14 protein-coding genes are annotated in these 19,931 nt (G+C 60.3%); 2 read left to right on the top strand and 12 right to left on the bottom strand.

The window, feature by feature from the left end; all coding sequences use genetic code 11:
• Nucleotides 1-123: 123 nt before the first annotated feature.
• From OZ428_RS22775 to leuC, 7 genes are all read right to left on the bottom strand, one after another.
• A complete protein-coding gene (locus tag OZ428_RS22775; protein ID WP_269131388.1) occupies nucleotides 124-2,685 on the bottom strand; it encodes a FimV/HubP family polar landmark protein in 2,562 nt (853 codons plus the stop codon).
• A 162-nt stretch (nucleotides 2,686-2,847) separates the two neighbouring features.
• The gene (locus tag OZ428_RS22780) at nucleotides 2,848-3,858 is read right to left on the bottom strand and encodes an aspartate-semialdehyde dehydrogenase (RefSeq protein ID WP_033901800.1); all 1,011 of its coding nucleotides are present in this window, start codon (nucleotides 3,856-3,858) and stop codon (nucleotides 2,848-2,850) included.
• Between the two features lie 116 nt (nucleotides 3,859-3,974).
• Nucleotides 3,975-5,087, bottom strand: coding sequence for an aspartate-semialdehyde dehydrogenase (asd, locus tag OZ428_RS22785; RefSeq protein WP_033901801.1), 1,113 nt, complete (start codon nucleotides 5,085-5,087; stop codon nucleotides 3,975-3,977).
• 64 nt (nucleotides 5,088-5,151) lie between these two features.
• Nucleotides 5,152-6,234: a 3-isopropylmalate dehydrogenase gene (leuB, locus tag OZ428_RS22790; protein ID WP_033901802.1), complete on the bottom strand. Its 1,083-nt coding sequence runs from the start codon at nucleotides 6,232-6,234 to the stop codon at nucleotides 5,152-5,154.
• A gap of 53 nt (nucleotides 6,235-6,287) precedes the next feature.
• Nucleotides 6,288-7,052, bottom strand: coding sequence for a class I SAM-dependent methyltransferase (locus OZ428_RS22795; RefSeq protein WP_269131389.1), 765 nt, complete (start codon nucleotides 7,050-7,052; stop codon nucleotides 6,288-6,290).
• Nucleotides 7,053-7,197: 145 nt separating this feature from the next.
• Entirely contained in the window at nucleotides 7,198-7,842 is a 645-nt protein-coding gene (gene leuD, locus OZ428_RS22800) for a 3-isopropylmalate dehydratase small subunit (protein ID WP_033901804.1), read from the bottom strand.
• A gap of 10 nt (nucleotides 7,843-7,852) precedes the next feature.
• Entirely contained in the window at nucleotides 7,853-9,271 is a 1,419-nt protein-coding gene (gene leuC, locus OZ428_RS22805) for a 3-isopropylmalate dehydratase large subunit (protein WP_028617121.1), read from the bottom strand.
• 140 nt (nucleotides 9,272-9,411) lie between these two features.
• Here leuC and OZ428_RS22810 point away from each other — a divergent pair, with 140 nt between their 5' ends.
• Both OZ428_RS22810 and OZ428_RS22815 read left to right on the top strand, forming a co-directional pair.
• Nucleotides 9,412-10,302 carry a LysR family transcriptional regulator gene (locus tag OZ428_RS22810; RefSeq protein ID WP_038845586.1) on the top strand — a complete coding sequence of 297 codons (891 nt, stop codon included), beginning with the start codon at nucleotides 9,412-9,414 and terminating at the stop codon, nucleotides 10,300-10,302.
• Between the two features lie 66 nt (nucleotides 10,303-10,368).
• Nucleotides 10,369-13,665: an EAL domain-containing protein gene (locus OZ428_RS22815; protein ID WP_269131390.1), complete on the top strand. Its 3,297-nt coding sequence runs from the start codon at nucleotides 10,369-10,371 to the stop codon at nucleotides 13,663-13,665.
• On the opposite strand, the gene OZ428_RS22820 is transcribed toward OZ428_RS22815, so the two are convergent.
• The 5 genes from OZ428_RS22820 to OZ428_RS22840 all read right to left on the bottom strand — a co-directional run bounded on the left by OZ428_RS22820 (nucleotide 13,662) and on the right by OZ428_RS22840 (nucleotide 19,901).
• Entirely contained in the window at nucleotides 13,662-15,581 is a 1,920-nt protein-coding gene (locus tag OZ428_RS22820; protein WP_269131391.1) for a hypothetical protein, read from the bottom strand. The two genes, OZ428_RS22815 and OZ428_RS22820, sit on opposite strands and share 4 nt — an antisense overlap.
• 65 nt (nucleotides 15,582-15,646) lie before the next feature.
• Entirely contained in the window at nucleotides 15,647-16,396 is a 750-nt protein-coding gene (locus OZ428_RS22825) for a hypothetical protein (RefSeq protein WP_330911108.1), read from the bottom strand.
• A 295-nt stretch (nucleotides 16,397-16,691) separates the two neighbouring features.
• Entirely contained in the window at nucleotides 16,692-17,870 is a 1,179-nt protein-coding gene (locus OZ428_RS22830) for a hypothetical protein (RefSeq protein ID WP_269131392.1), read from the bottom strand.
• A 563-nt stretch (nucleotides 17,871-18,433) separates the two neighbouring features.
• Nucleotides 18,434-19,411: a tRNA dihydrouridine synthase gene (locus OZ428_RS22835; RefSeq protein WP_038845577.1), complete on the bottom strand. Its 978-nt coding sequence runs from the start codon at nucleotides 19,409-19,411 to the stop codon at nucleotides 18,434-18,436.
• 55 nt (nucleotides 19,412-19,466) lie between these two features.
• Nucleotides 19,467-19,901, bottom strand: coding sequence for an acyl-CoA thioesterase (locus tag OZ428_RS22840; protein ID WP_269131393.1), 435 nt, complete (start codon nucleotides 19,899-19,901; stop codon nucleotides 19,467-19,469).
• Between the last annotated feature and the right edge of the window lie 30 nt (nucleotides 19,902-19,931).

Consider the following 19,931-nt stretch of genomic DNA (forward strand, 5'->3'; position numbering starts at 1 on the left):
TATATTTGCCAAGAACTGAGAGCCTGATGAATTGCGCAAAGGCGGCCATTATGCCGATTTGTGCGGGTACCCACAAAAGCAAAACGGCGACCCGAAGGTCGCCGCTGCATTGACGCTTGGCGGTCAGGCCAACCGGCCGAGCATTTCCTTGGCCTCGCCGCGCTGAGTTTCGTCGCCTTCGGTCAGCACTTCGCTAAGGATGTCCCGTGCACCGTCCGCATCGCCCATGTCGATGTAGGCCTGGGCCAGGTCGAGCTTGGTGGCCACCTCGTCTGTGCCAGAGAGGAAGTCGAACTCCGGCTCATCGTCGCCCTTCGCCGCATCTTCTGCGGTGAAGGAAGGCTCGATGGACGGATGTTCCAGGCTCTGGGACAAACGATCCAGCTCGGCGTTGACATCGTCCAACTCGGACGCAAACGCATCAGGCTTGGCGTCAGCTTCCGGCTCATCGGCCAGGGACAGGTCAAAATCTTCCGGCAGGTCGAAGTCATCCAGGGCCGCCGGGGTCAGGGTGGGCGGCTCGACGGCCGGCACATCCTTCATCTGCTCTTCCAAGCCGGAGAGGAAGTCGTCATCCGATTGCGCCGACGCCGGAGCATCCAGCTGCAGGTCCAAGTCGAAGTCCGACAGGTCATCCGGCGTAGCTTGGGCTTCGGTCTGCTGTTGCAGCAGCGATTCGAAGGTCTGCTGATCGTCCTTCACCACGGCTGGGGAGGCTTCTTCCAGTTCATCCAGGCTCAGGTCAAAATCGGTGTCGAAGGCTTCGGGTTCCGCAGGAGCCTGGGCCGGGGCCGGCTTGTCTTCCAGCAGATCCTTGACGTACTGAGCGTCCAAGGCAGCCGCGGCCACCGCAGCACTGACGCCCGCCGCCAGCACGGCCATGGCCGGGAAGCGACTCTTGAGCTGCTCGACCTGGGCATGGTTTTCACCATTGGCCACCAGTTGGCGCTCCTGGGTCACGAAACCGTCCTTGTCGTTTTGCAGACCGTAGACTTCCATCAGCTTCAAACGCAGATCGCTGCGCTTGGGCTCCTGTTTGATCGCCTGTTCCAGTACGTCGGCGGCCTGGTTCAGGTGGCCACGGTCGACAAGCGACTGGGCTTGGGCCAGTGCATCGCTGGCGTTCACCGGCGCAACGGCAACAGCCAGCGGCGCCAGTACCGAGGCGACGGTCGGCACGGCGACTGCCGGTTCAACCGCCGGGGCTGGCGCTGGTGCAGCGGCCAGCTTGACGCTTGGCGGCGGCACTTCCAGACCTTCGAAACTGTCTGGCGGCAGGTCCTGATCGATGTTCGAGGTGAACACCGGCTCTTCAGCCAGGGCACGCGCCATGCGCAGGTGTTTTTCTTCTTCTCGACGGGCATTGCGATGGCGCGCCCACAACAGCAGGAGCAGCAGCACCAGCAGGCCGGCGGCACCACCGATCACGCCAAGCACGATCGGATTGGTCAGCAGGTCGTTGAATTTACCCTCGGCGCTGGCAGGCGCGGAATCGGCCTTGGCCGGCTCAGGCGTGGCGGGCGCAGGTGTTGCAACGGCGGCATCGGGAGCGGCCGGAGCAGCCGCCGGCTCACCCGCCAACTGCGCAGGCATTGCCGCTGTGGCCGGCGTTGCCGGGGCGCCCTTCTCAGCCTGCAGACGCGCGAGCTGATCGTTTTTCAGTTGAATCAGTTTTTGCAGCTTGTCCAACTGGCTTTGCAGGTCGGCCGCTCGGCTTTTCAGCTCTTCATTGTCGCGACGGGTGGTGTCCAGTTGCTCCTGGGTCATCGCCAGTTTGTCGCTCAACCCCGCACTATCGCCGGCCTTACCCTTGGCGCCCTTCTTGGCCGCTTCGGCGGAAACCAGGCTCAGGTTGTCCTTGGCGTTAGTGCTCGCCGGGGCATTGCCGGCCTGGGTGCGCTTGGTGGCATCCAGTTGCTGCTTGCCCGCTGCCGGATTGGTGGCAGCGCGTCGGCCCTGGCGCCAGGCGGCATTCTGCGCGCTGACTTCGGCGATCGCCTGGGGTTGCGGCAGCGCGGTGCTTTGTACGGGATCGGGCAGGCGCAGGACCTGGCCGGTTTTCAAACGATTGATGTTGCCGTCGATAAACGCGTCGGGATTCAGCGCCTGGATCGCCAGCATGGTCTGCTGTACCGAGCCGCCATTGCGGTTCTTCGCGGCAATTTCCCACAAGGTGTCGCGGGAGGTGGTGGTGTGCTGCGCCGGCTTGCTAGCGGCCGGCGCGCTGCTGGCCGGTGCCGCCAGACGCGGCGCAGGCGCGGCGGTCGTCGGTGCCGGCTGGTCGAACTTGGCCGGGTCGAGCAACACGCTGTAGTCGCGCATCAACCGGCCATTGGGCCATTGCACCTGCAACAGGAAGCGTACGTAGGAATCGGGCAACGGCTTGTTGGAGGTGACGCGCACCACGCTGCGGCCGTTGGGGTTGATAACCGGGGTAAACGTCAGGTCATCGAGGAACGCCTGGCGATCAACGCCCGCATCCACAAAGGCTTGGGAGGACGCCAGGCTCGGCGTGATCTCGGAAGCGGTGAGGCCACCGACATCGAGCAATTCGATTTCCACCGCCAATGGCTGGTTCAACTTCGACTTGAGGGTCATCTCCCCCAGCTGCAGCGCCTGCGCCATACCGGAGGACAGCGCCGAGGCGGCCGCTATTGCTAACACCAGTTTGCGAACTTGAACCATAGCCTCATCCTTTGTTTGAACACTCCCCGGCCTGCGAGAAGGTTGGTAACCGCTGCCATAAGGCATGGCGAGCCGATAGGTCACCGACGCGCAACTTTTCCTGCCTGGGGCCAAGCATAGCGCCTGGCTAGAATCAATCTACAAATTGCCGCCAAGTATCTTTTACGCAAGGCCTTTTATCAACAACTGCGCCAGCTGCACGGCATTCAGTGCGGCGCCTTTGCGTACGTTATCTGACGTCAGCCACAGATTTAGTTCCGCCGGGTCATCCACACCTGCGCGAACCCGTCCTACATAGACCACATCCTGACCGACCGCGTCGCCCACGGCTGTAGGGTAGTCACCCTCCTCAACCCGCTCTATTCCTGGCGCTGTGTCGAGCAAACGGTTCACAGCGGCGAGATCGACCGGTGCCCCCAGTTGCAGCGACACTGTCAGGCTATCGCCAAAAAACACCGGGGCTTGAACGCAGGTTGCGGAAATCTTTAGCAAAGGTAATTCCAGCACTGCTCGCAGTTCGTGTACGAGGCGCTTCTCCAGGGCTGTATGACCTTGGGCGTCTGGCGTACCGACTTGTGCCAGCAGGTTGAAGGCAACCTGCCGATCAAACAGTTTCGGTTCCAGCGGGCGCATGTTCAGCAACTCAGCGGTTTGTCGGGCCAATTCACTGACGGCTTCACGCCCCTGGGACGACATCGCCAGGTTGGCGGTAACGCTCACGCGCTGGATATCCAACAGGCTGCGCAAAGGCGCGAGGACGACCGCCAGGTTGGTCGCAGAGGGGCTTGGACTGCCGAGCTGGAACGGTTTTTTCAAGCCATCAAGCACATGGGCATTGGCTTCCGGCACCACCTGCGGCGCCTGCTCGGCGGGCAAGGCGCCAGACAAGTCAATCACCGCGCAACCCGCCGCCGTAGCACGCGGGGCGAAACTCAAGGTCACCGCCGGCCCCGCCGCGAAGAACGCGAGTTGCGCCTTATTGAAGTCGAATTCATCGACCTCCTTGACCCGCACGTTTTTGCCACGAAACGGCACCGAGGCACCCGCCGAGTTGTTGCCCGCCAGCAAATACAGGGTGCCCACCGGGAAGTTCAACTCTTCGAGGATCTGCACCAGGGTTTCGCCAACGGTGCCGGTAGCGCCGATCACGGCGATTTCAAAGGTCTGGGTCATGGGGGCTGCCTCGGGCATTGCGGGGGGAGCGGCACTTTACCGGGTGGCTGGGGGTGAGGCCAACAAAAAACCCGCGCCTGTCACCAGAGCGCGGGTTTCTTCATTGCTTCAAGCGATCAACGCTCCAGCAAGATCCGCAGCATGCGGCGCAGCGGTTCGGCCGCGCCCCACAGCAGTTGGTCGCCCACGGTGAACGCGCCCAGGTACTGGGTGCCCATGTTCAGCTTGCGCAGACGGCCCACCGGCACATTCAGAGTGCCGGTGACCTTGGTCGGGCTCAGCTCCTGCATGCTGATGTCGCGGTTGTTCGGCACCAGCTTGACCCACGGGTTGTGCTGGCTGATCAAGGCTTCGATATCGCTGATCGGTACGTCTTTGTTCAGCTTGATGGTCAGCGCCTGGCTGTGGCAGCGCATCGCGCCGATACGCACGCAGATGCCGTCCACCGGGATCGGGCTCTTGAAGCGGCCGAGGATCTTGTTGGTCTCGGCCTGCGCCTTCCACTCTTCGCGGCTCTGGCCGTTCGGCAGTTCCTTGTCGATCCACGGGATCAGGCTGCCGGCCAATGGCACGCCGAAGTTCTCGGTCGGGTAGGCCTCGCTGCGCATGGCTTCGGCCACACGGCGGTCGATGTCGAGGATAGCGCTGGCCGGGTCGGCCAGTTGATCGGCAACGGCGGCGTGGGTCGCGCCCATTTGCTTGATCAGTTCACGCATGTTCTGCGCGCCGGCACCGGAAGCCGCCTGATAGGTCATGGCACTCATCCACTCGACCAGGCCAGCTTCGAACAGGCCACCCAGCCCCATCAGCATCAGGCTGACGGTGCAGTTGCCACCGACGTAGTTCTTGGTGCCCGCGTCCAGCTGCTGGTCGATGACCTTGCGGTTCACCGGGTCGAGGATGATCACGGCATCGTCCTGCATGCGCAGGCTCGACGCGGCGTCGATCCAGTAACCCTGCCAGCCGGCTTCACGCAGCTTGGGGAAGACTTCGCTGGTGTAGTCGCCACCCTGACAGGTCAGAATCACGTCGAGGGTTTTCAGCTCTTCAATGTTGTAGGCGTCCTTGAGCGGGGCAATATCCTTGCCCACGGACGGCCCTTGGCCACCAACGTTCGAAGTGGTGAAAAACACCGGCTCAATAAGATCGAAATCCTGCTCTTCCAGCATCCGCTGCATGAGCACGGAACCGACCATACCGCGCCAACCGATCAGACCTACACGTTTCATCGCAACTACACCTTGTTAAAAAGTGGGCCGCCTGCAGCAAACTTCTGCAAGGGGGCCCGAGAGATTACAGATTCCGCAGCGCGGCGACTACTGCGTCGCCCATTTCTTGCGTACCGACCTTGGTGCAACCCTGCGACCAGATGTCGCCAGTGCGCAAGCCCTGGTCCAGCACCAGGCTCACGGCCTTCTCGATCGCGTCCGCCGCGTCCGCCAGGTTGAAGCTGTAACGCAGCATCATCGAGACCGACAGAATCGTCGCCAACGGGTTGGCAATGCCCTGGCCCGCGATGTCCGGTGCCGAACCGTGGCAAGGCTCGTACATGCCCTTATTGTTGGTGTCCAGGGACGCCGACGGCAGCATGCCGATGGAACCGGTGAGCATCGACGCCTGGTCGGACAGGATGTCGCCGAACAGGTTGTCGGTGACGATCACGTCGAACTGCTTCGGCGCACGCACCAGCTGCATGGCGGCGTTATCGACGTACATGTGGCTCAATTCGACGTCCGGGTAGTCCTTGGCCACTTCTTCGACGATTTCACGCCACAACTGGCTGGAGGCCAGGACGTTGGCCTTGTCCACCGAGCAGACCTTCTTGCCACGCACGCGGGCCATGTCGAAACCGACACGGGCGATACGGCGGATTTCGCTCTCGCTATACGGCAGGGTGTCGTAGGCCTGGCGCTCGCCGTTTTCCAGCTCGCGCACGCCGCGTGGCGAGCCGAAGTAGATACCGCCGGTCAGCTCGCGCACGATGAGGATATCCAGGCCCGCGACCACTTCCGGCTTGAGGCTCGACGCGTCAGCCAGTTGCGGGTAGAGGATCGCCGGGCGCAGGTTGCCGAACAGGCCCAGTTGCGCACGGATCTTCAGCAGGCCGCGCTCAGGGCGGATGTCACGTTCGATCTTGTCCCATTTCGGGCCGCCCACAGCGCCGAGCAATACGGCGTCGGCCGCACGGGCGCGGTCCAGGGTTTCGTCGGCCAGCGGCACGCCGTGCTTGTCGATGGCGGCGCCGCCGATCACGTCGTGGCTCAGCTCAAAGCCCAGGCTGTACTTGCTGTTGGCGAGTTCCAGCACCTTGACCGCTTCGGCCATGATTTCCGGACCAATACCGTCGCCAGGGAGAATCAGAATCTGCTTGCTCATGCGTTCCTCATTTCATCAAGCGACCCGCCCGTGGGCAGGTCGGGAAAAATCAATCAGCGTTCGGCAAAGACCACCAGCACGTCGGTGCTGAAGGTGCCGTCGGCCTGAATTTCGTAATAATCGCGCACTTCCTGGCCCATCGCCTTCTGCAACTCAAGGATGGCAGCGCGCAGTACTTCTGGCGTGCGCATGCGCTCGACCCACGAGGTGTATTCCAGGCGCAGACGCTGGCGACTGCTGGTGCGCACATGCAAGCCGGACTCGCTGAGCTGCTGCATCCATTCGGCGGCGGAATAATCACGCACGTGGCTGGTGTCACGCAGCACTTCGACGGTTTGCAGGTAAGTGTCCAACAGCGGGCTGCCCGGTGACAAGACGTCGACGAACGCCGCCACACCGCCCGGTTTGAGTACGCGGCGCACTTCGCGCAGGGCCAGGCCGAGGTCGCTCCAGTGGTGGGCCGAATAACGGCTGAACACGAAGTCGAACTCGCCATCGGCGAATGGCAGGCGTTCGGCGGCGCCGTGGACGGTGCGGATGTTGTCCAAACCGCGATCTGTCGCCGCAGCGGCAACCACGTCGAGCATCTGCTGGGACAGGTCGTAGGCGACCACTTCTTTAACCAGCGGCGCTACATGAAAGCTGACATGACCGGCACCGCAGCCCAAATCCAACAGTCGCGCATTGCCCTGCCCGGCCAGTTCGGCCTGCAGCAGCGCGAATTCGGTGCCCTGGGCGTGCACGGCACTGCTCAGGTAGGCGGAGGCTTGCTCGCCGAATTGTTTTTGCACGACTTGGGTGTGGGCGGTGCTGGTCATGGTGCTTTTCCTTGGGTTTTGGGGTGTTGGTACTGGCGCTATCGCAGCGATGCGGCGACCCGACAAGCCAGCTCCCACAGTTGGAATGCAATCCAATGTGGGAGTCGGGCTTGCCCGCGATGGGGCCAGCACGGTCTACCGCAAATCAGGCATCGCGAAACAACCAAGGCTGGCTCGCCCGGTGCTTGGCCTCAAACGCCGCAATCGCATCGCCGTCCTGCAAGGTCAGGCCGATGTCGTCCAGGCCGTTGATCAGGCAGTGCTTACGGAACGCATCCACTTCAAAGTGATACACCTTGCCGTCCGGACGGGTCACCGTTTGCGCGGCCAGGTCGACAGTCAGTTGGTAGCCCTCTTCGGCTTCCACCTGCTTGAACAGCTCGTCGACTTCTGCGTCGGTCAAGATGATCGGTAACAGGCCGTTCTTGAAGCTGTTGTTGAAGAAAATGTCGGCATAGCTCGGCGCGATGATGCTGCGAAAGCCGTATTCTTCCAGGGCCCACGGCGCGTGCTCACGGCTGGAGCCGCAACCGAAGTTCTCACGGGCCAGCAATACGCTGGCGCCTTGGTAACGTTCGGCATTGAGCACGAAGTCCTTGTTCAGCGGGCGCTTGGAGTTGTCCTGGTAGGCGTAGCCCACGTCCAGGTAGCGCCACTCGTCGAACAGGTTCGGGCCGAAACCGGTGCGCTTGATCGACTTCAAGAACTGCTTGGGGATGATCTGGTCGGTGTCGACGTTGGCGCGATCCAAAGGGGCGACAAGGCCGGTGTGTTGGGTAAAAGCACGCATCGGGTATTCCTCAGATCAATTCGCGAACGTCGATGAAACGACCGTTGACGGCCGCCGCAGCGGCCATGGCCGGGCTGACCAGGTGGGTACGCCCACCGGCGCCCTGACGCCCTTCGAAGTTACGGTTGGACGTAGACGCGCAATGCTCGCCCGATTCCAAACGGTCCGGGTTCATCGCCAGGCACATCGAGCAGCCTGGCTCACGCCATTCAAAACCGGCCTCAAGGAAGATCTTGTCCAGGCCTTCGGCTTCGGCTTGCGCTTTGACCAGGCCCGAACCCGGCACCACGATGGCTTGCTTGATGGTCGACGCCACTTTGCGGCCTTTGGCGATTACTGCGGCAGCGCGCAGGTCTTCGATCCGCGAGTTGGTGCAGGAACCGATGAACACGCGGTCCAACTGAATGTCGGTGATCGCCTGGTTGGCCTGCAAACCCATGTACTTCAAGGCGCGCTCGATGGAACCGCGCTTGACCAGATCGGCCTCTTTGGCCGGGTCCGGCACATTCTGGTCAACGGCCAAGACCATTTCCGGCGAAGTGCCCCAGCTGACTTGTGGCTTGATCTGGGCAGCATCGAGTTCGACCACGGTGTCGAACACCGCATCGGCATCGGAAACCAGGTCTTTCCAGGCTTCTACCGCCGCATCCCAATCCGCGCCTGCCGGAGCGAAAGGACGACCCTTGACGTACTCAACGGTCTTTTCGTCCGCCGCCACCATGCCCACACGGGCACCGGCTTCGATGGACATGTTGCAGATGGTCATGCGGCCTTCGATGGACAAGTCGCGAATGGCGCTGCCGGCGAACTCGATGGCATGGCCGTTACCGCCGGCGGTGCCGATCTTGCCGATCACGGCGAGGACGATGTCTTTAGCGGTTACGCCGAACGGCAATTTGCCCTCAACGCGAACCAACATATTCTTCATCTTCTTGGCGACCAGGCACTGGGTGGCGAACACATGTTCCACCTCGGAAGTGCCGATGCCATGGGCCAGGGCGCCAAAAGCACCGTGGGTCGACGTGTGGGAGTCACCGCAGACCACGGTCATGCCCGGCAAGGTCGCGCCCTGCTCCGGGCCGATCACGTGCACGATGCCTTGACGTACGTCATTCATCTTGAATTCGGTAATGCCATATTCGTCGCAGTAGTCGTCGAGGGTCTGTACCTGCAAACGCGACACCTGGTCGGCAATGGCTTCGATGCCGCCCTTGCGCTCAGGGGTGGTCGGCACGTTGTGGTCGGGTGTGGCGATGATGGAGTCGACGCGCCAAGGCTTGCGCCCGGCCAGACGCAGGCCTTCGAATGCTTGGGGCGAGGTCACTTCATGGATGATGTGACGGTCGATATAGATCAACGACGAGCCATCGTCGCGCCGTTTCACTTCATGGGAATCCCAAAGCTTGTCGTAAAGCGTTTTGCCGGCCATCAGTCGGTCCTCATCAGCGGTGTTTCTCTATGCCGGGCTTTTCAATAACCCTTTGGCTTGTGAGGCTGATGGTATGGCGCTACATTAAATAACTCAAATTCATATTTTTTATGCTTTGGATTACCAACTGGAATACCACAATGGACCTGGCCAACCTCAACGCCTTTATTGCCATCGCCGAGACCGGCAGCTTCTCCGGCGCCGGTGAACGGCTGCACCTGACCCAACCGGCCATCAGCAAGCGCATTGCCGGCCTGGAACAACAATTGAAGGTGCGCCTGTTCGATCGCCTGGGTCGCGAAGTCGGCTTGACCGAGGCTGGACGGGCCTTGCTGCCGCGCGCTTATCAGATCCTAAACGTGCTGGACGACACCCGCCGCGCCCTGACCAACCTGACTGGCGAAGTCAGCGGCCGCCTGACCCTGGCCACCAGTCACCACATCGGCCTGCATCGCTTGCCGCCGGTGCTGCGCACGTTTACCCGGGAATACCCGAATGTGGCGCTGGATATTCAGTTCCTCGATTCGGAAGTGGCCTACGAAGAAATCCTCCATGGCCGTGCCGAAGTGGCGGTGATCACCCTGGCGCCCGATCCTCACAACCTGGTACGTGCCACCCCGGTCTGGGATGACCCGCTGGATTTTGTGGTCGCACCGGAACACAGCCTGATCAGCAACGGCAGCATCAGCCTGGCCGATATTGCCGGCCACCCCGCCGTTTTCCCCGGAGGCAACACCTTTACCCACCATATTGTCAGCCGATTGTTCGAGGCCCAGGGCCTCACGCCAAACATCGCGATGAGCACTAACTATCTGGAAACCATCAAGATGATGGTGTCGATCGGCCTGGCCTGGAGCGTGCTGCCACGCACCATGCTGGATGATCAGGTGGCAAGTATCGCTTTGCCGGGCATACAGCTCAGTCGCCAGCTAGGCTATATCGTGCACACCGAAAGGACGCTGTCGAACGCTGCGCGGGCTTTCATGAGCCTATTGGATGCACAGGTCGATCTGCCAGGGATACCGGCATGAAGCTGTGCGGCCTAAAGGCCTGAATAAAGCCGCGCCGAACGCCCATTGAGCCAAGGCCCTTTGATAATGCGCAACCCCGTCGATTCCGTGCCACCCCTGCCCCGCATCTACGCCCTTGACCCTCAAGCGGCGGAACAAAGCTGGGACAGCGCCCCGCAATTGCTGGCAGCGCTTAATGCTGCCCGGCTGGGGGCATGGTGCTGGGAAATCGACACCGGCCGCATCAGTTGGTCACGGGGCACCCAGGCGTTGTTTGGCTTTGACCCACGCCAGCCGCTGCCCAAGGATCTGGATTACCTCGACCTGCTGGCTCCCGAAGACAGCGCCCGCGTGGTGCGGGCGTTCCATGCAGTGTTGGCGGGCGAGCCGTTCGAACAGGCCATGCATCACCGTATCCAATGGCCGGATGGGAGCCTGCATTGGCTGGAAATCAACGGCAGCCTGGCGCCGGACAAGGCGGGGCGGCGCCGTATGATCGGAGTGATCCGCGAGATCACCCACCAACGCGACCGCGAAGCCGCCCTCAGCCACTCCGAAAAACGCTTTGCCACGCTGTTCCACCTGTGCCCGAACATGGTCCTGCTGACCCGCCAGGCCGACGGCCTGATCAGCGAGGCCAACCAGTACTTCGAAATGCTGTTCGGCTGGCCGGTGGCCGACGCCATCGGCCGCACCACCCTGGACCTCGGTCTGTGGCGTCACCCGGAGCAACGCGCGCAGTTGGTCAAAGCCACCCAGCGCAAGGGCGAGCCGATCACCATGGAAGTGCAGTTTTGCGCGAGCAACGGCCAGATCCACGACGGCACCCTCAGCGCGCAGAAGGTCGAGCTGGAAGGCGAGGCCTACCTGATCAGTACCTTTCTGGACACCACCGAGCGCAAAAACGCCGAACAAGCCCTCAAGGACAGCCAGGAACGCCTCGATCTGGCCCTGGACTCAGCGCAACTGGGCACCTGGGACTGGCACATCCCGACCGGCATGCTTTATGGCTCGGCCCGCGCCGCCCAATTGCACGGCCTGCCACCGGAACCCTTCCATGAGTCGTTCGATGCATTCTTCGAAGGCATGCCCGATGACGAGCGCGAGAGCATGCGCAACGCCTACCGCACCCTGCGCGAAGGCCCGGCGGGCAACTATCAACTGACGTATCGCGTGCCCATGGAGGACGGCAGCTCGCGCTACCTCGAAAGTCGTGCGCGCCTGTACCGCGACGAGCACGGCGCACCGCTGCGCATGGCCGGCACCTTGCTCGACATCACCGACCAGGTCGAACGCGAACAACGCCTGACCGCCTCCGAAGAAAAATTCGCCAGCCTGTTCCAGGCCAGCCCCGACCCGATCTGCGTCACCTGCCTGGACAGCGGCGCGTTTATCGAGATCAACCCCGCGTTTACCCAGACCTTTGGCTGGACGGCCGCCGAAGTGATCGACAAGAGTGCCGAGCAGATCGGCCTGTGGGACGAATCCAGCAAGCGCCTGCAACGGATCGAACGGGTGATCCGCGAGCAGGCACTGAGCAATGTGGCAATTGTGGTGCATCACAAAAATGGCCAGGCGCTGACCTGCGTGATTTCCAGCCGGCTGATCAAAGTGGGTGACCAGCCATGTATCGTCACCACCTTGCGCGACATCACTCAACAACAACGCTCGGAAGCCGCGCTCAAGGCCAGCGAAGAGAAATTCGCCAAGGCCTTCCATTCCAGCCCTGATGCGATTTCCATCACCGAGCGCGACACCGGCCGTTATGTGGAGGTCAATGACGGTTTCTGCCGGTTGACCGGTTATCGCGCCGAGGAAGCCATTGGCCTGACCCTCTACCAGATCGGCATCTGGGCCGACGAGAACCAGCGTGCCGCGCTGCTGGCCGAATTGCAGATCAAAGGTCGCATCCATCACCTGGAAATGCTCTGGCACAACAAACGCGGCGAGTTACTGGCGGTAGAAGTCTCGGTTGAACCCATCACCCTCAACGAAACCCCGTGCCTGCTGCTGACCGCACGGGACGTGAGCCTGCTGAAAAACGCCCAGGCGCAGATCCGTCACCTGGCCTATCACGACCCGCTGACCAACCTGCCCAACCGCGCCCTGTTGATGGACCGCCTGAGCCAGCAGATCGCCCTGCTCAAGCGGCACAACCTGCGCGGCGCGCTGCTGTTCCTCGACCTTGACCACTTCAAGCACATCAACGATTCCCTCGGCCATCCGGTGGGCGACACCGTACTCAAGATAGTCACCGCCCGCCTGGAAGCCAGCGTGCGCATGGAAGACACCGTGGCGCGCCTGGGTGGCGATGAGTTCGTGGTGCTGCTCAGCGGCCTGGATGGCACGCGCACGGAAGTCAGCCGCCAGGTCCAGGAACTGGCCGACACCTTGCGCGAGCTGCTCTCAGAGCCGATGTTTCTGGATGGCCATCGCTTGCAGGTCACGCCGAGCATTGGCGTCGCGTTGATTCCCGATCACGGTTCCACGCCGGCGGACTTGCTCAAGCGTGCCGATATCGCCCTGTATCGCGCCAAAGACTCAGGGCGTAATACCACGCAGATGTTCCACAACAGCATGCAAAAAACCGCCAGCGAACGCCTGCGTATGGAGACCGACCTGCGCCTGGCCCTGTCGCGCGGCGAATTCAGCGTGCATTACCAACCGCAGGTGGACGCGCGCGGCAACCGCATCGTCGGCGCCGAGGCCTTGGTGCGCTGGCAGCATCCGCAGTTGGGCGCGCAGTCGCCTTCCGAATTCATCAAGGTGCTGGAGGACAGTGGCCTGATCCTTGAAGTCGGCACGTGGATCCTCGATGAAGCCTGCGCCGCGTTTCAACAGTTGATCGCGGAAGGGTTGGTGGACCCGTTGAATTTCAGCCTGTGCGTGAATATCAGTCCGCGGCAGTTTCGCCAGAACGACTTCGTGGAGCGGGTGGAGCGCAGCCTCAAGCAGCACGAACTGCCATTCAGCCTGTTGAAACTGGAAATCACCGAAGGCATTGTGATCCAGAACCTGGACGACACCATCAGCAAAATGCGCCGCCTGAAAAAACTCGGCGTGAGCTTTGCGATGGATGACTTCGGCACCGGCTATTCATCACTGACCTACCTCAAGCGCCTGCCGGTGGACGCGCTGAAGATTGACCAATCCTTCGTGCGTGACGCCACCCATGACCCCAACGACGCCGAGATCATCCGCGCCATTGTCGCCATGGCCCGCAGCCTGAACCTGGAGGTGATTGCCGAAGGCGTGGAAACCCAGGACCAACTCGCCTTCCTGCAGGGCCTGGGTTGCCATTTGTACCAAGGGTATTTGCACAGCCGACCGCTGCCCATGATCGGATTCAGGGAACGCTTGCTCGCGGGAGATGGGCGGGGTTAAACCAGCTTCAAGGCGTGACCGTCCTCTCGCATCCAGTGCGAACCGTTCAAGTTACGCTTGTCTCCATAAGCATCAAGGGCACCGTTTACCACAACAACGGAATGCCCGAAGTTCGCCAGGGTGCCTGGCACGCCTGACGCCAGTTCCTCCACGCTGCTTGCGCGAGTGAATGCATACAAGCCAAGGCGTCGCAACGCATCGCCCGGGACTTCCCCATCATTCAACGTTTTGGCATTGAAGCCCGCGCCGGCGCGAAACTCATGGTTCTCCAGTTGGGCGCGCTTGGCGCTCGCGGCATACAGGAACACCGCATCCTTAATCAGGCCTTTATCCGTTCCATGGAAGTTGGCAGCCTCTCGTGCCTGGCTCAGCTCGGCATGGGTGAGGCGCACCGTGCAACCATCACGCATGGCGATGCTGAAACCTTCTGGCGTTTCAGTGACACGCTTGAAGATCCCCAGAGGGTTTTGTCCATACTTCATCATCGCGGCCTTGATGGCCGACACCGTGACACAGTTACCTTCAACGCCTTGATAGAAACCGCGCCAGATATCGGCAGGCTTGACCCCCACGGGCACCGCCGAGAACTGCGCAGGCTTACCGTTGGGGTCGACGGGGACGTCTGCGGCAAGCTGGTAGCCGTAATCCTTGCTGACCGCCGCTTGTTCACCGTTGCTATGCTTGATGCCATTCACGACGAGCGCGCCTGAATAGTTGAAGGTAGGGGTGACGCCGACGCTGTGGGGTTCTCGTAGTTTTTCGGGCGACACAACCCGCAAAAAGCCGGTCAGCCCCATGCCCTTCAAGACGTTGTAAATGTGCTCTCCGCACAAAGTGCTCGATAGCACGGCATCAAACTCAGCATTGCCTTCAACCTGTTTGCGCTTGGCAAAGGCCGCCAGCATGAAATTGGCATCGGCGACCTTTTGCACATCTGGCCCGGAAAACCTTGACGCTGCGCCAGTGCGCTGCAACTCCTGCTTTGACAGCGTCACTTCAAACCCGTCTTTCATAGTGACGCTGTACCCCGTAGCGGTCGCCTCGACACGCTCAAACATATCGGAGGGCGACGGGCCGAACCTGAGCATCATCAGCTTGATGACCGCGGTATGGCTGCTCAGGTCAAATACTTCGCCAAATTTTCGCACCCCCTCAATGAAGCCCTTCATAACCCCAGCGGCCTCGGGTCGGACCTTCGAGGTGGCCGGGTCAACCCTGGGTACGACGATAGGTGCATCAGGGGCCGGGACCGTGGGAGGCTTCGGCGCGTTGTCGCTCATCAAGGTATACATGTAGGCTCGATCCGGTGAGCGCTCCCCGCCAAATTGATGCGCCTTGCCGGCATAAATCAGGGATGAACCTGCGTCATAGCTGTCTGCTACGCCTTCCCCGCCCTCAGCCACAACCGTTGCGGTGGCTACATGCTGAAGATGACGGGATAAACCCATACCTTTGAGCATATTAAAGGTCGTTTCACCTTGCAGAGACTCCGTCAGCATCGACTGAAAATCGGGTAGATCCGGCGTACTGCCGCGCTTGAGTTGTTTACGCTTGATGAACACCGCCAGCGCAAAATGCGCACTGTCCAACACATCGCCATCACTGCCGGTAAAACGCGATGCAGACGCTGCCTGTTGCAGCTCCTGTTTGGACAGATGCAGCCGGTAACCATCTTTCATGATCACGTCGTAAGCCTCACCGTTGCTCCTTACATCGGTGAACATATCGCCAGGGCGTGGGCCGAACCTGAGCATCATCAACTTGATGACCGCGCTGTGTGAACTCGCGTTGAAATGCTCGCCAAAGCCCCGCTCCGGCACATCAAAAGCTGGAATGCGAGACGCTTCAGGGTGGTTTGATAATTGCGGCGCAAGAGGATATGAGCGCGCGAAAGCTCCAATTGCAAACGTACTCATATCGTTCACTCTTTGCTGAAACAGTGGAAGAGTTCGAGCCCGGAAACTCGGATCAGATGAGGTGATCAGATCAACGCAACGGCTTGTCCATGCGTGGGTCGATCGCCCTTGCTCCCGTAGATCTCCTCGTGGCCATCCACTACGGCAACCGAGTGATCACTCCGGTTGACCATACCGATAAAAGACCCATTAGCTAACTCACTCACCTCCACGCTCTTCATATGGTCCTTCAACCCCAGCCGCAGGAAGCCTTCGCCCGGCTTGTTCCTGTCTTCATCTTCACCATTATTGAGCGTCGCGATCGCCGCATTGAAACTTCTGCTCGCCCATCCGTCGTTGTTCTCCATCTGCGCACGCTTGGCAGAACAGGCAAACAGGAAGTGCGCATCCTTGAGCATTTCTCGATCACTCATGCCGACAAAGTTGGAACCGCGAATAGCCGCCTGCAACTCGGCCTTGCTCATCTTCAATTCGAACCCGTCGCGCATAACAACTTTATAACCGTGCTCATTGGCTTCGACGGACTTGTAAATATCCTTTGGGCTTTGACCAAACTTCGCCATCGCCGCCTTGATGGCGGAAATCGTTACGCAATTACCATTACTTCCCTGGCGAAAACCAGTCCAAATGTTGTTGGGCTTTTCACCTTTGCGTTTGTTGGAGAGCCCGGGAATGTATTCGTTTCGCTTGTCTGTCAGTGTCACGTCGTCAGCGGGTTTCACGCGGGGTTGCGGAATGGGCAAGTCGTTGTTTTTCGGCATCGGAGGGCGCACGCCTTTATCCAAGATGGCCTGCAACTGGCTGAAGAACTGCATGAACAAGTCCTTAAGCATACCCAACACGGCCTCGGGGTCTGCGGTATTCCCGATATTCCTAGGCTGCGACTCTGCGGGTGAGGCCTGTGTCGCAGTGCGCACACTGTTTCGGCTGGCAGAATCGAGTGAAGCGCTACCTGAAAAACCTGACGCGCTATAAGGATCAATAGTGGGTCGTGTAATAGGAAGATGTTTGATCGACAACATGACTTCATACCTCATTGAGGAGGCTCCCTGACCGCATCGGCCAGGGAACGATCATTACGTAGGTGTTTAACGCTTCAAGGCAGCAGGCTCAGAAGCGAGAGCGGAGGCTGGACCTGGAGAACCGGCTATGGGAGTGCCTGGCGAAGTCGTCCGCCAAGTTATCGGGTGCGGGGGATGTAATCTCCGGCGTGGGTTTTGTGTCGATCTTGGGCGTTACCACCGGCGGTGGCGTGGGTTGCGCATCGACCTTTGGCGTCACCACCAGCGGCGGCGTGGGTTGTGCGTCGATCTTTGGCGTTACCACCGACGGCGGCGTGGGTTGTGCGTCGACCTTTGGCGTTACCGCCGGCTGCGGCGTGGGTTGTGTTTCAACCTTTGGCGTCACCACCAGCGGCGGCGCGGGTTGTGCGTCGACCTTTGGCGTTACCACCGACGGCGGCGTGGGTTGTGTATCGACCTTTGGTGCTACCACTGACGGCGGCGTGGGCTGCGCGTCGACTTTCGAGGTGAGCCGGGGTTGTGGCGGGGTTTTTTCGTCCGTATGCGGGCAATGACAGTTCTGCACCTGCACAGTCACGTTGATATCAGACGACAGCTTATTCTGCTGTGCAACGTCGGTGAGGGTAGTCGTTACCTGCTTGGCATTGGGCTTACCGTCCGGCGTGACAGTCACTTGAGCAGGCCTATCTGGCGTGACTTGTGTATCAAGCTTGGGCTCCACCTTTGCCTTGGCGTCTGCTTGCGGCGTGACCTTGGGTTGCACTCCCGTATCCATGGCAACCTTGTTATCGGCACCGGGCATCACTTTTGGCTTGGTATCCGCTTCGGCTGTGACCTTGGGTTGGACGCCGGCATCCGTGGTAACCTTATTATCAGCAGCTGGCATCACTTTTGGCTTGGTATCCGCTGCAGGTGCTACCTTGCTCTGCGCCGCCGTATCTTCAACGACTTTGGCGTCCGGGCCAGGCTTCACCTGGGGCTGAGCATCCGACTCACCGGGCAACTTGGGCAGCACCCCCATACCGGCGAGCATGCTACGCATCGCTTTGACCGCGAACTCAAACATGGCAAACAACTTTTCCAACGACTCCTTATTCATCGGCACATGAGTGTCTTTAGAAGCGGGATTAGTGTCCTTCAGAAACTTATTTACACTGTCCATCGAAGGAGACAACTCAGGTGTTTTATTCGTCTGCACAGAGGACTGATTAAGTTGAGCGTAACCTGTATTCATCGGGATGAACTTTTGGGTCGAGACATTAGACATTTTCTTATTCCTATGACCTTGCCCAACTCCTGCAATGGCAGGAGAGAGACAGTTATTGACAGGGTGCGTTAAACAACGGCGAGTTCGGAAAACTCGTAAGATTCGTGGGGCGTAACGACAATGAGTTCCGAAAAAACGCGACTTATATAAGGAAACCAATTGACCGCCAGGGGTGTTTACCTATGGACAAACCGAGAAAACCCAGGCTGCGCAAGCCCAAAGCGCTTCCTGGAGTGGAAACTTAAGGCAACACCCTATGAACAAAGTAACTTAAAGAAATCAACACGTTCGCCTTACATGCGAAACCTATGTTAATTGACGCGCACACAAGTACTTATCGCACACCAAAAAATCACAGAAAATTAAAACTTAGTTGCAGTCAAACTCAAACACTCATAGACACTTGCATATATCTCGAAATAACACTTCACCGGCTTTAGCAATACAGCGACTGAAACCTACTCCAGGCGGCAGACAATGCCGCCAAACGTACTTTTCAGACAAAAAAAAGGCACCTTTCGGTGCCCTCTATCGCAATGGTTGAAACACTTATATATGTAAACCTAATCTTGCAGCGTAACCGATTGTTCACGCTGACTGGGCATCCCCAGCAAACGCCCGACCTGCTCCAGGTCGGTTTCCCTACGCATCAGCGTAAACAACTCCACCGCCTCAGGGTAATTGCGGGTGAGCATCGCCAGCCATTGCTTCAAACGCCCCGGCGCCTGACGCTCGGTCAGTTGCGCCACCGATTGGGTCCAGAAGTCCTGGAGCATCGGCTGCATCTCGGCCCAAGTCATCTCGATCACTTCCTCGCCTGCCCGCGCCGCAGCAATCTGCCGCGCCAGGTCCGGACGCGCGACCAGGCCACGGCCCAGCATGATGTCTTCGGCGCCACTGACTTCGCGGCAGCGCTTCCAGTCTTCAACGCTCCAGATATCACCATTGGCGAACACCGGTACCTTGACCACGTCTTGTACGCGCGGGATCCACTCCCAGTGAGCGGGCGGTTTGTAGCCGTCAGTCTTGGTCCGCGCATGCACCACGATATGTGCCGCGCCGCCTTCGGCCAGGGCCGTGGCACAGACCAGGGCGCCGTCCGGGCTGTCGAAACCCAGGCGCATCTTGGCGGTGACCGGAATGTGCGCCGGTACGGCGCGGCGCACGTGTTCGACGATCTGGTTGAGCAGCTCCGGCTCCTTGAGCAGCACTGCCCCGCCACGGGACTTGTTGACGGTCTTGGCCGGGCAGCCGAAATTCAGGTCGATGACCTGCGAGCCCAGCTCACACGCCAAGGCGGCGTTTTCCGCCAGGCACACCGGGTCGGAGCCGAGCAATTGCACGCGCAGCGGCACACCGGCAGCGGTATGGGCACCGTGCAGCAGTTCCGGGGCGAGCTTATGGAAATACGCGGGCGTGAGCAGGCGGTCGTTGACGCGGATGAACTCGGTCACGCACCAGTCAATACCGCCGACACGGGTGAGCACGTCCCGCAGGATGTTGTCGACCAACCCCTCCATGGGCGCCAAAGCAATTTGCATGGAAAACACTCAACAAAAATCGTGGCGCAGTTTACTGGGTTTCCCACAGCAACCGTTAACCCCCTGTCAGGGCGGGACCATAACCGTCGAGAAATTCTGCAGGCATGCGCTTGGGCTTGCCGGTGGACAGTTCGATGCAGACAAAAGTGGTTAGCGCACGCAGCAGGGTCACGCCGTCACGCGGGCGAACCAGCTGGAAACGCCGGGTCATCTTCAGGCGCTGGTCCCAGTCGACGATCCAAGTGGCCAGTTGCAGCTCATCGCCTTCGTAGCCGGCGGCCAGGTAGTCGATCTCATGGCGCACCACCGCCATGGCGCGGTCCAGGCGGCGGTATTCGGTCAGGTCCAGGCCCAAACGCTGGGAATGACGCCAGGCGCAGCGCTCCAGCCAGGACACATACACCGCGTTGTTGGCGTGCCCCAGGCCGTCGATGTCTTCAGGGGCGACCTGCAGATCGATGATAAACGGCGTTGCCAAATCCCAGCCCATGCCTTGCTCCCGGTCGATTAACGTATCCGG

The organism is Pseudomonas sp. GXZC (assembly GCF_026967615.1).
Lineage (GTDB): Bacteria > Pseudomonadota > Gammaproteobacteria > Pseudomonadales > Pseudomonadaceae > Aquipseudomonas > Aquipseudomonas azotoformans_A.

What these genes read in the sequence shown, in the direction of transcription:
- OZ428_RS22775 (WP_269131388.1), bottom strand. Translation starts at nt 2,685, where the DNA reads ATGGTTCAAGTTCGCAAACTGGTGTTAGCAATAGCGGCCGCCTCGGCG.
- OZ428_RS22780 (WP_033901800.1), bottom strand. Translation starts at nt 3,858, where the DNA reads ATGACCCAGACCTTTGAAATCGCCGTGATCGGCGCTACCGGCACCGTT.
- asd (WP_033901801.1), bottom strand. Translation starts at nt 5,087, where the DNA reads ATGAAACGTGTAGGTCTGATCGGTTGGCGCGGTATGGTCGGTTCCGTG.
- leuB (WP_033901802.1), bottom strand. Translation starts at nt 6,234, where the DNA reads ATGAGCAAGCAGATTCTGATTCTCCCTGGCGACGGTATTGGTCCGGAA.
- OZ428_RS22795 (WP_269131389.1), bottom strand. Translation starts at nt 7,052, where the DNA reads ATGACCAGCACCGCCCACACCCAAGTCGTGCAAAAACAATTCGGCGAG.
- leuD (WP_033901804.1), bottom strand. Translation starts at nt 7,842, where the DNA reads ATGCGTGCTTTTACCCAACACACCGGCCTTGTCGCCCCTTTGGATCGC.
- leuC (WP_028617121.1), bottom strand. Translation starts at nt 9,271, where the DNA reads ATGGCCGGCAAAACGCTTTACGACAAGCTTTGGGATTCCCATGAAGTG.
- OZ428_RS22810 (WP_038845586.1), top strand. Translation starts at nt 9,412, where the DNA reads ATGGACCTGGCCAACCTCAACGCCTTTATTGCCATCGCCGAGACCGGC.
- OZ428_RS22815 (WP_269131390.1), top strand. Translation starts at nt 10,369, where the DNA reads ATGCGCAACCCCGTCGATTCCGTGCCACCCCTGCCCCGCATCTACGCC.
- OZ428_RS22820 (WP_269131391.1), bottom strand. Translation starts at nt 15,581, where the DNA reads ATGAGTACGTTTGCAATTGGAGCTTTCGCGCGCTCATATCCTCTTGCG.
- OZ428_RS22825 (WP_330911108.1), bottom strand. Translation starts at nt 16,396, where the DNA reads ATGCAGTTCTTCAGCCAGTTGCAGGCCATCTTGGATAAAGGCGTGCGC.
- OZ428_RS22830 (WP_269131392.1), bottom strand. Translation starts at nt 17,870, where the DNA reads ATGTCTAATGTCTCGACCCAAAAGTTCATCCCGATGAATACAGGTTAC.
- OZ428_RS22835 (WP_038845577.1), bottom strand. Translation starts at nt 19,411, where the DNA reads ATGCAAATTGCTTTGGCGCCCATGGAGGGGTTGGTCGACAACATCCTG.
- OZ428_RS22840 (WP_269131393.1), bottom strand. Translation starts at nt 19,901, where the DNA reads ATGGGCTGGGATTTGGCAACGCCGTTTATCATCGATCTGCAGGTCGCC.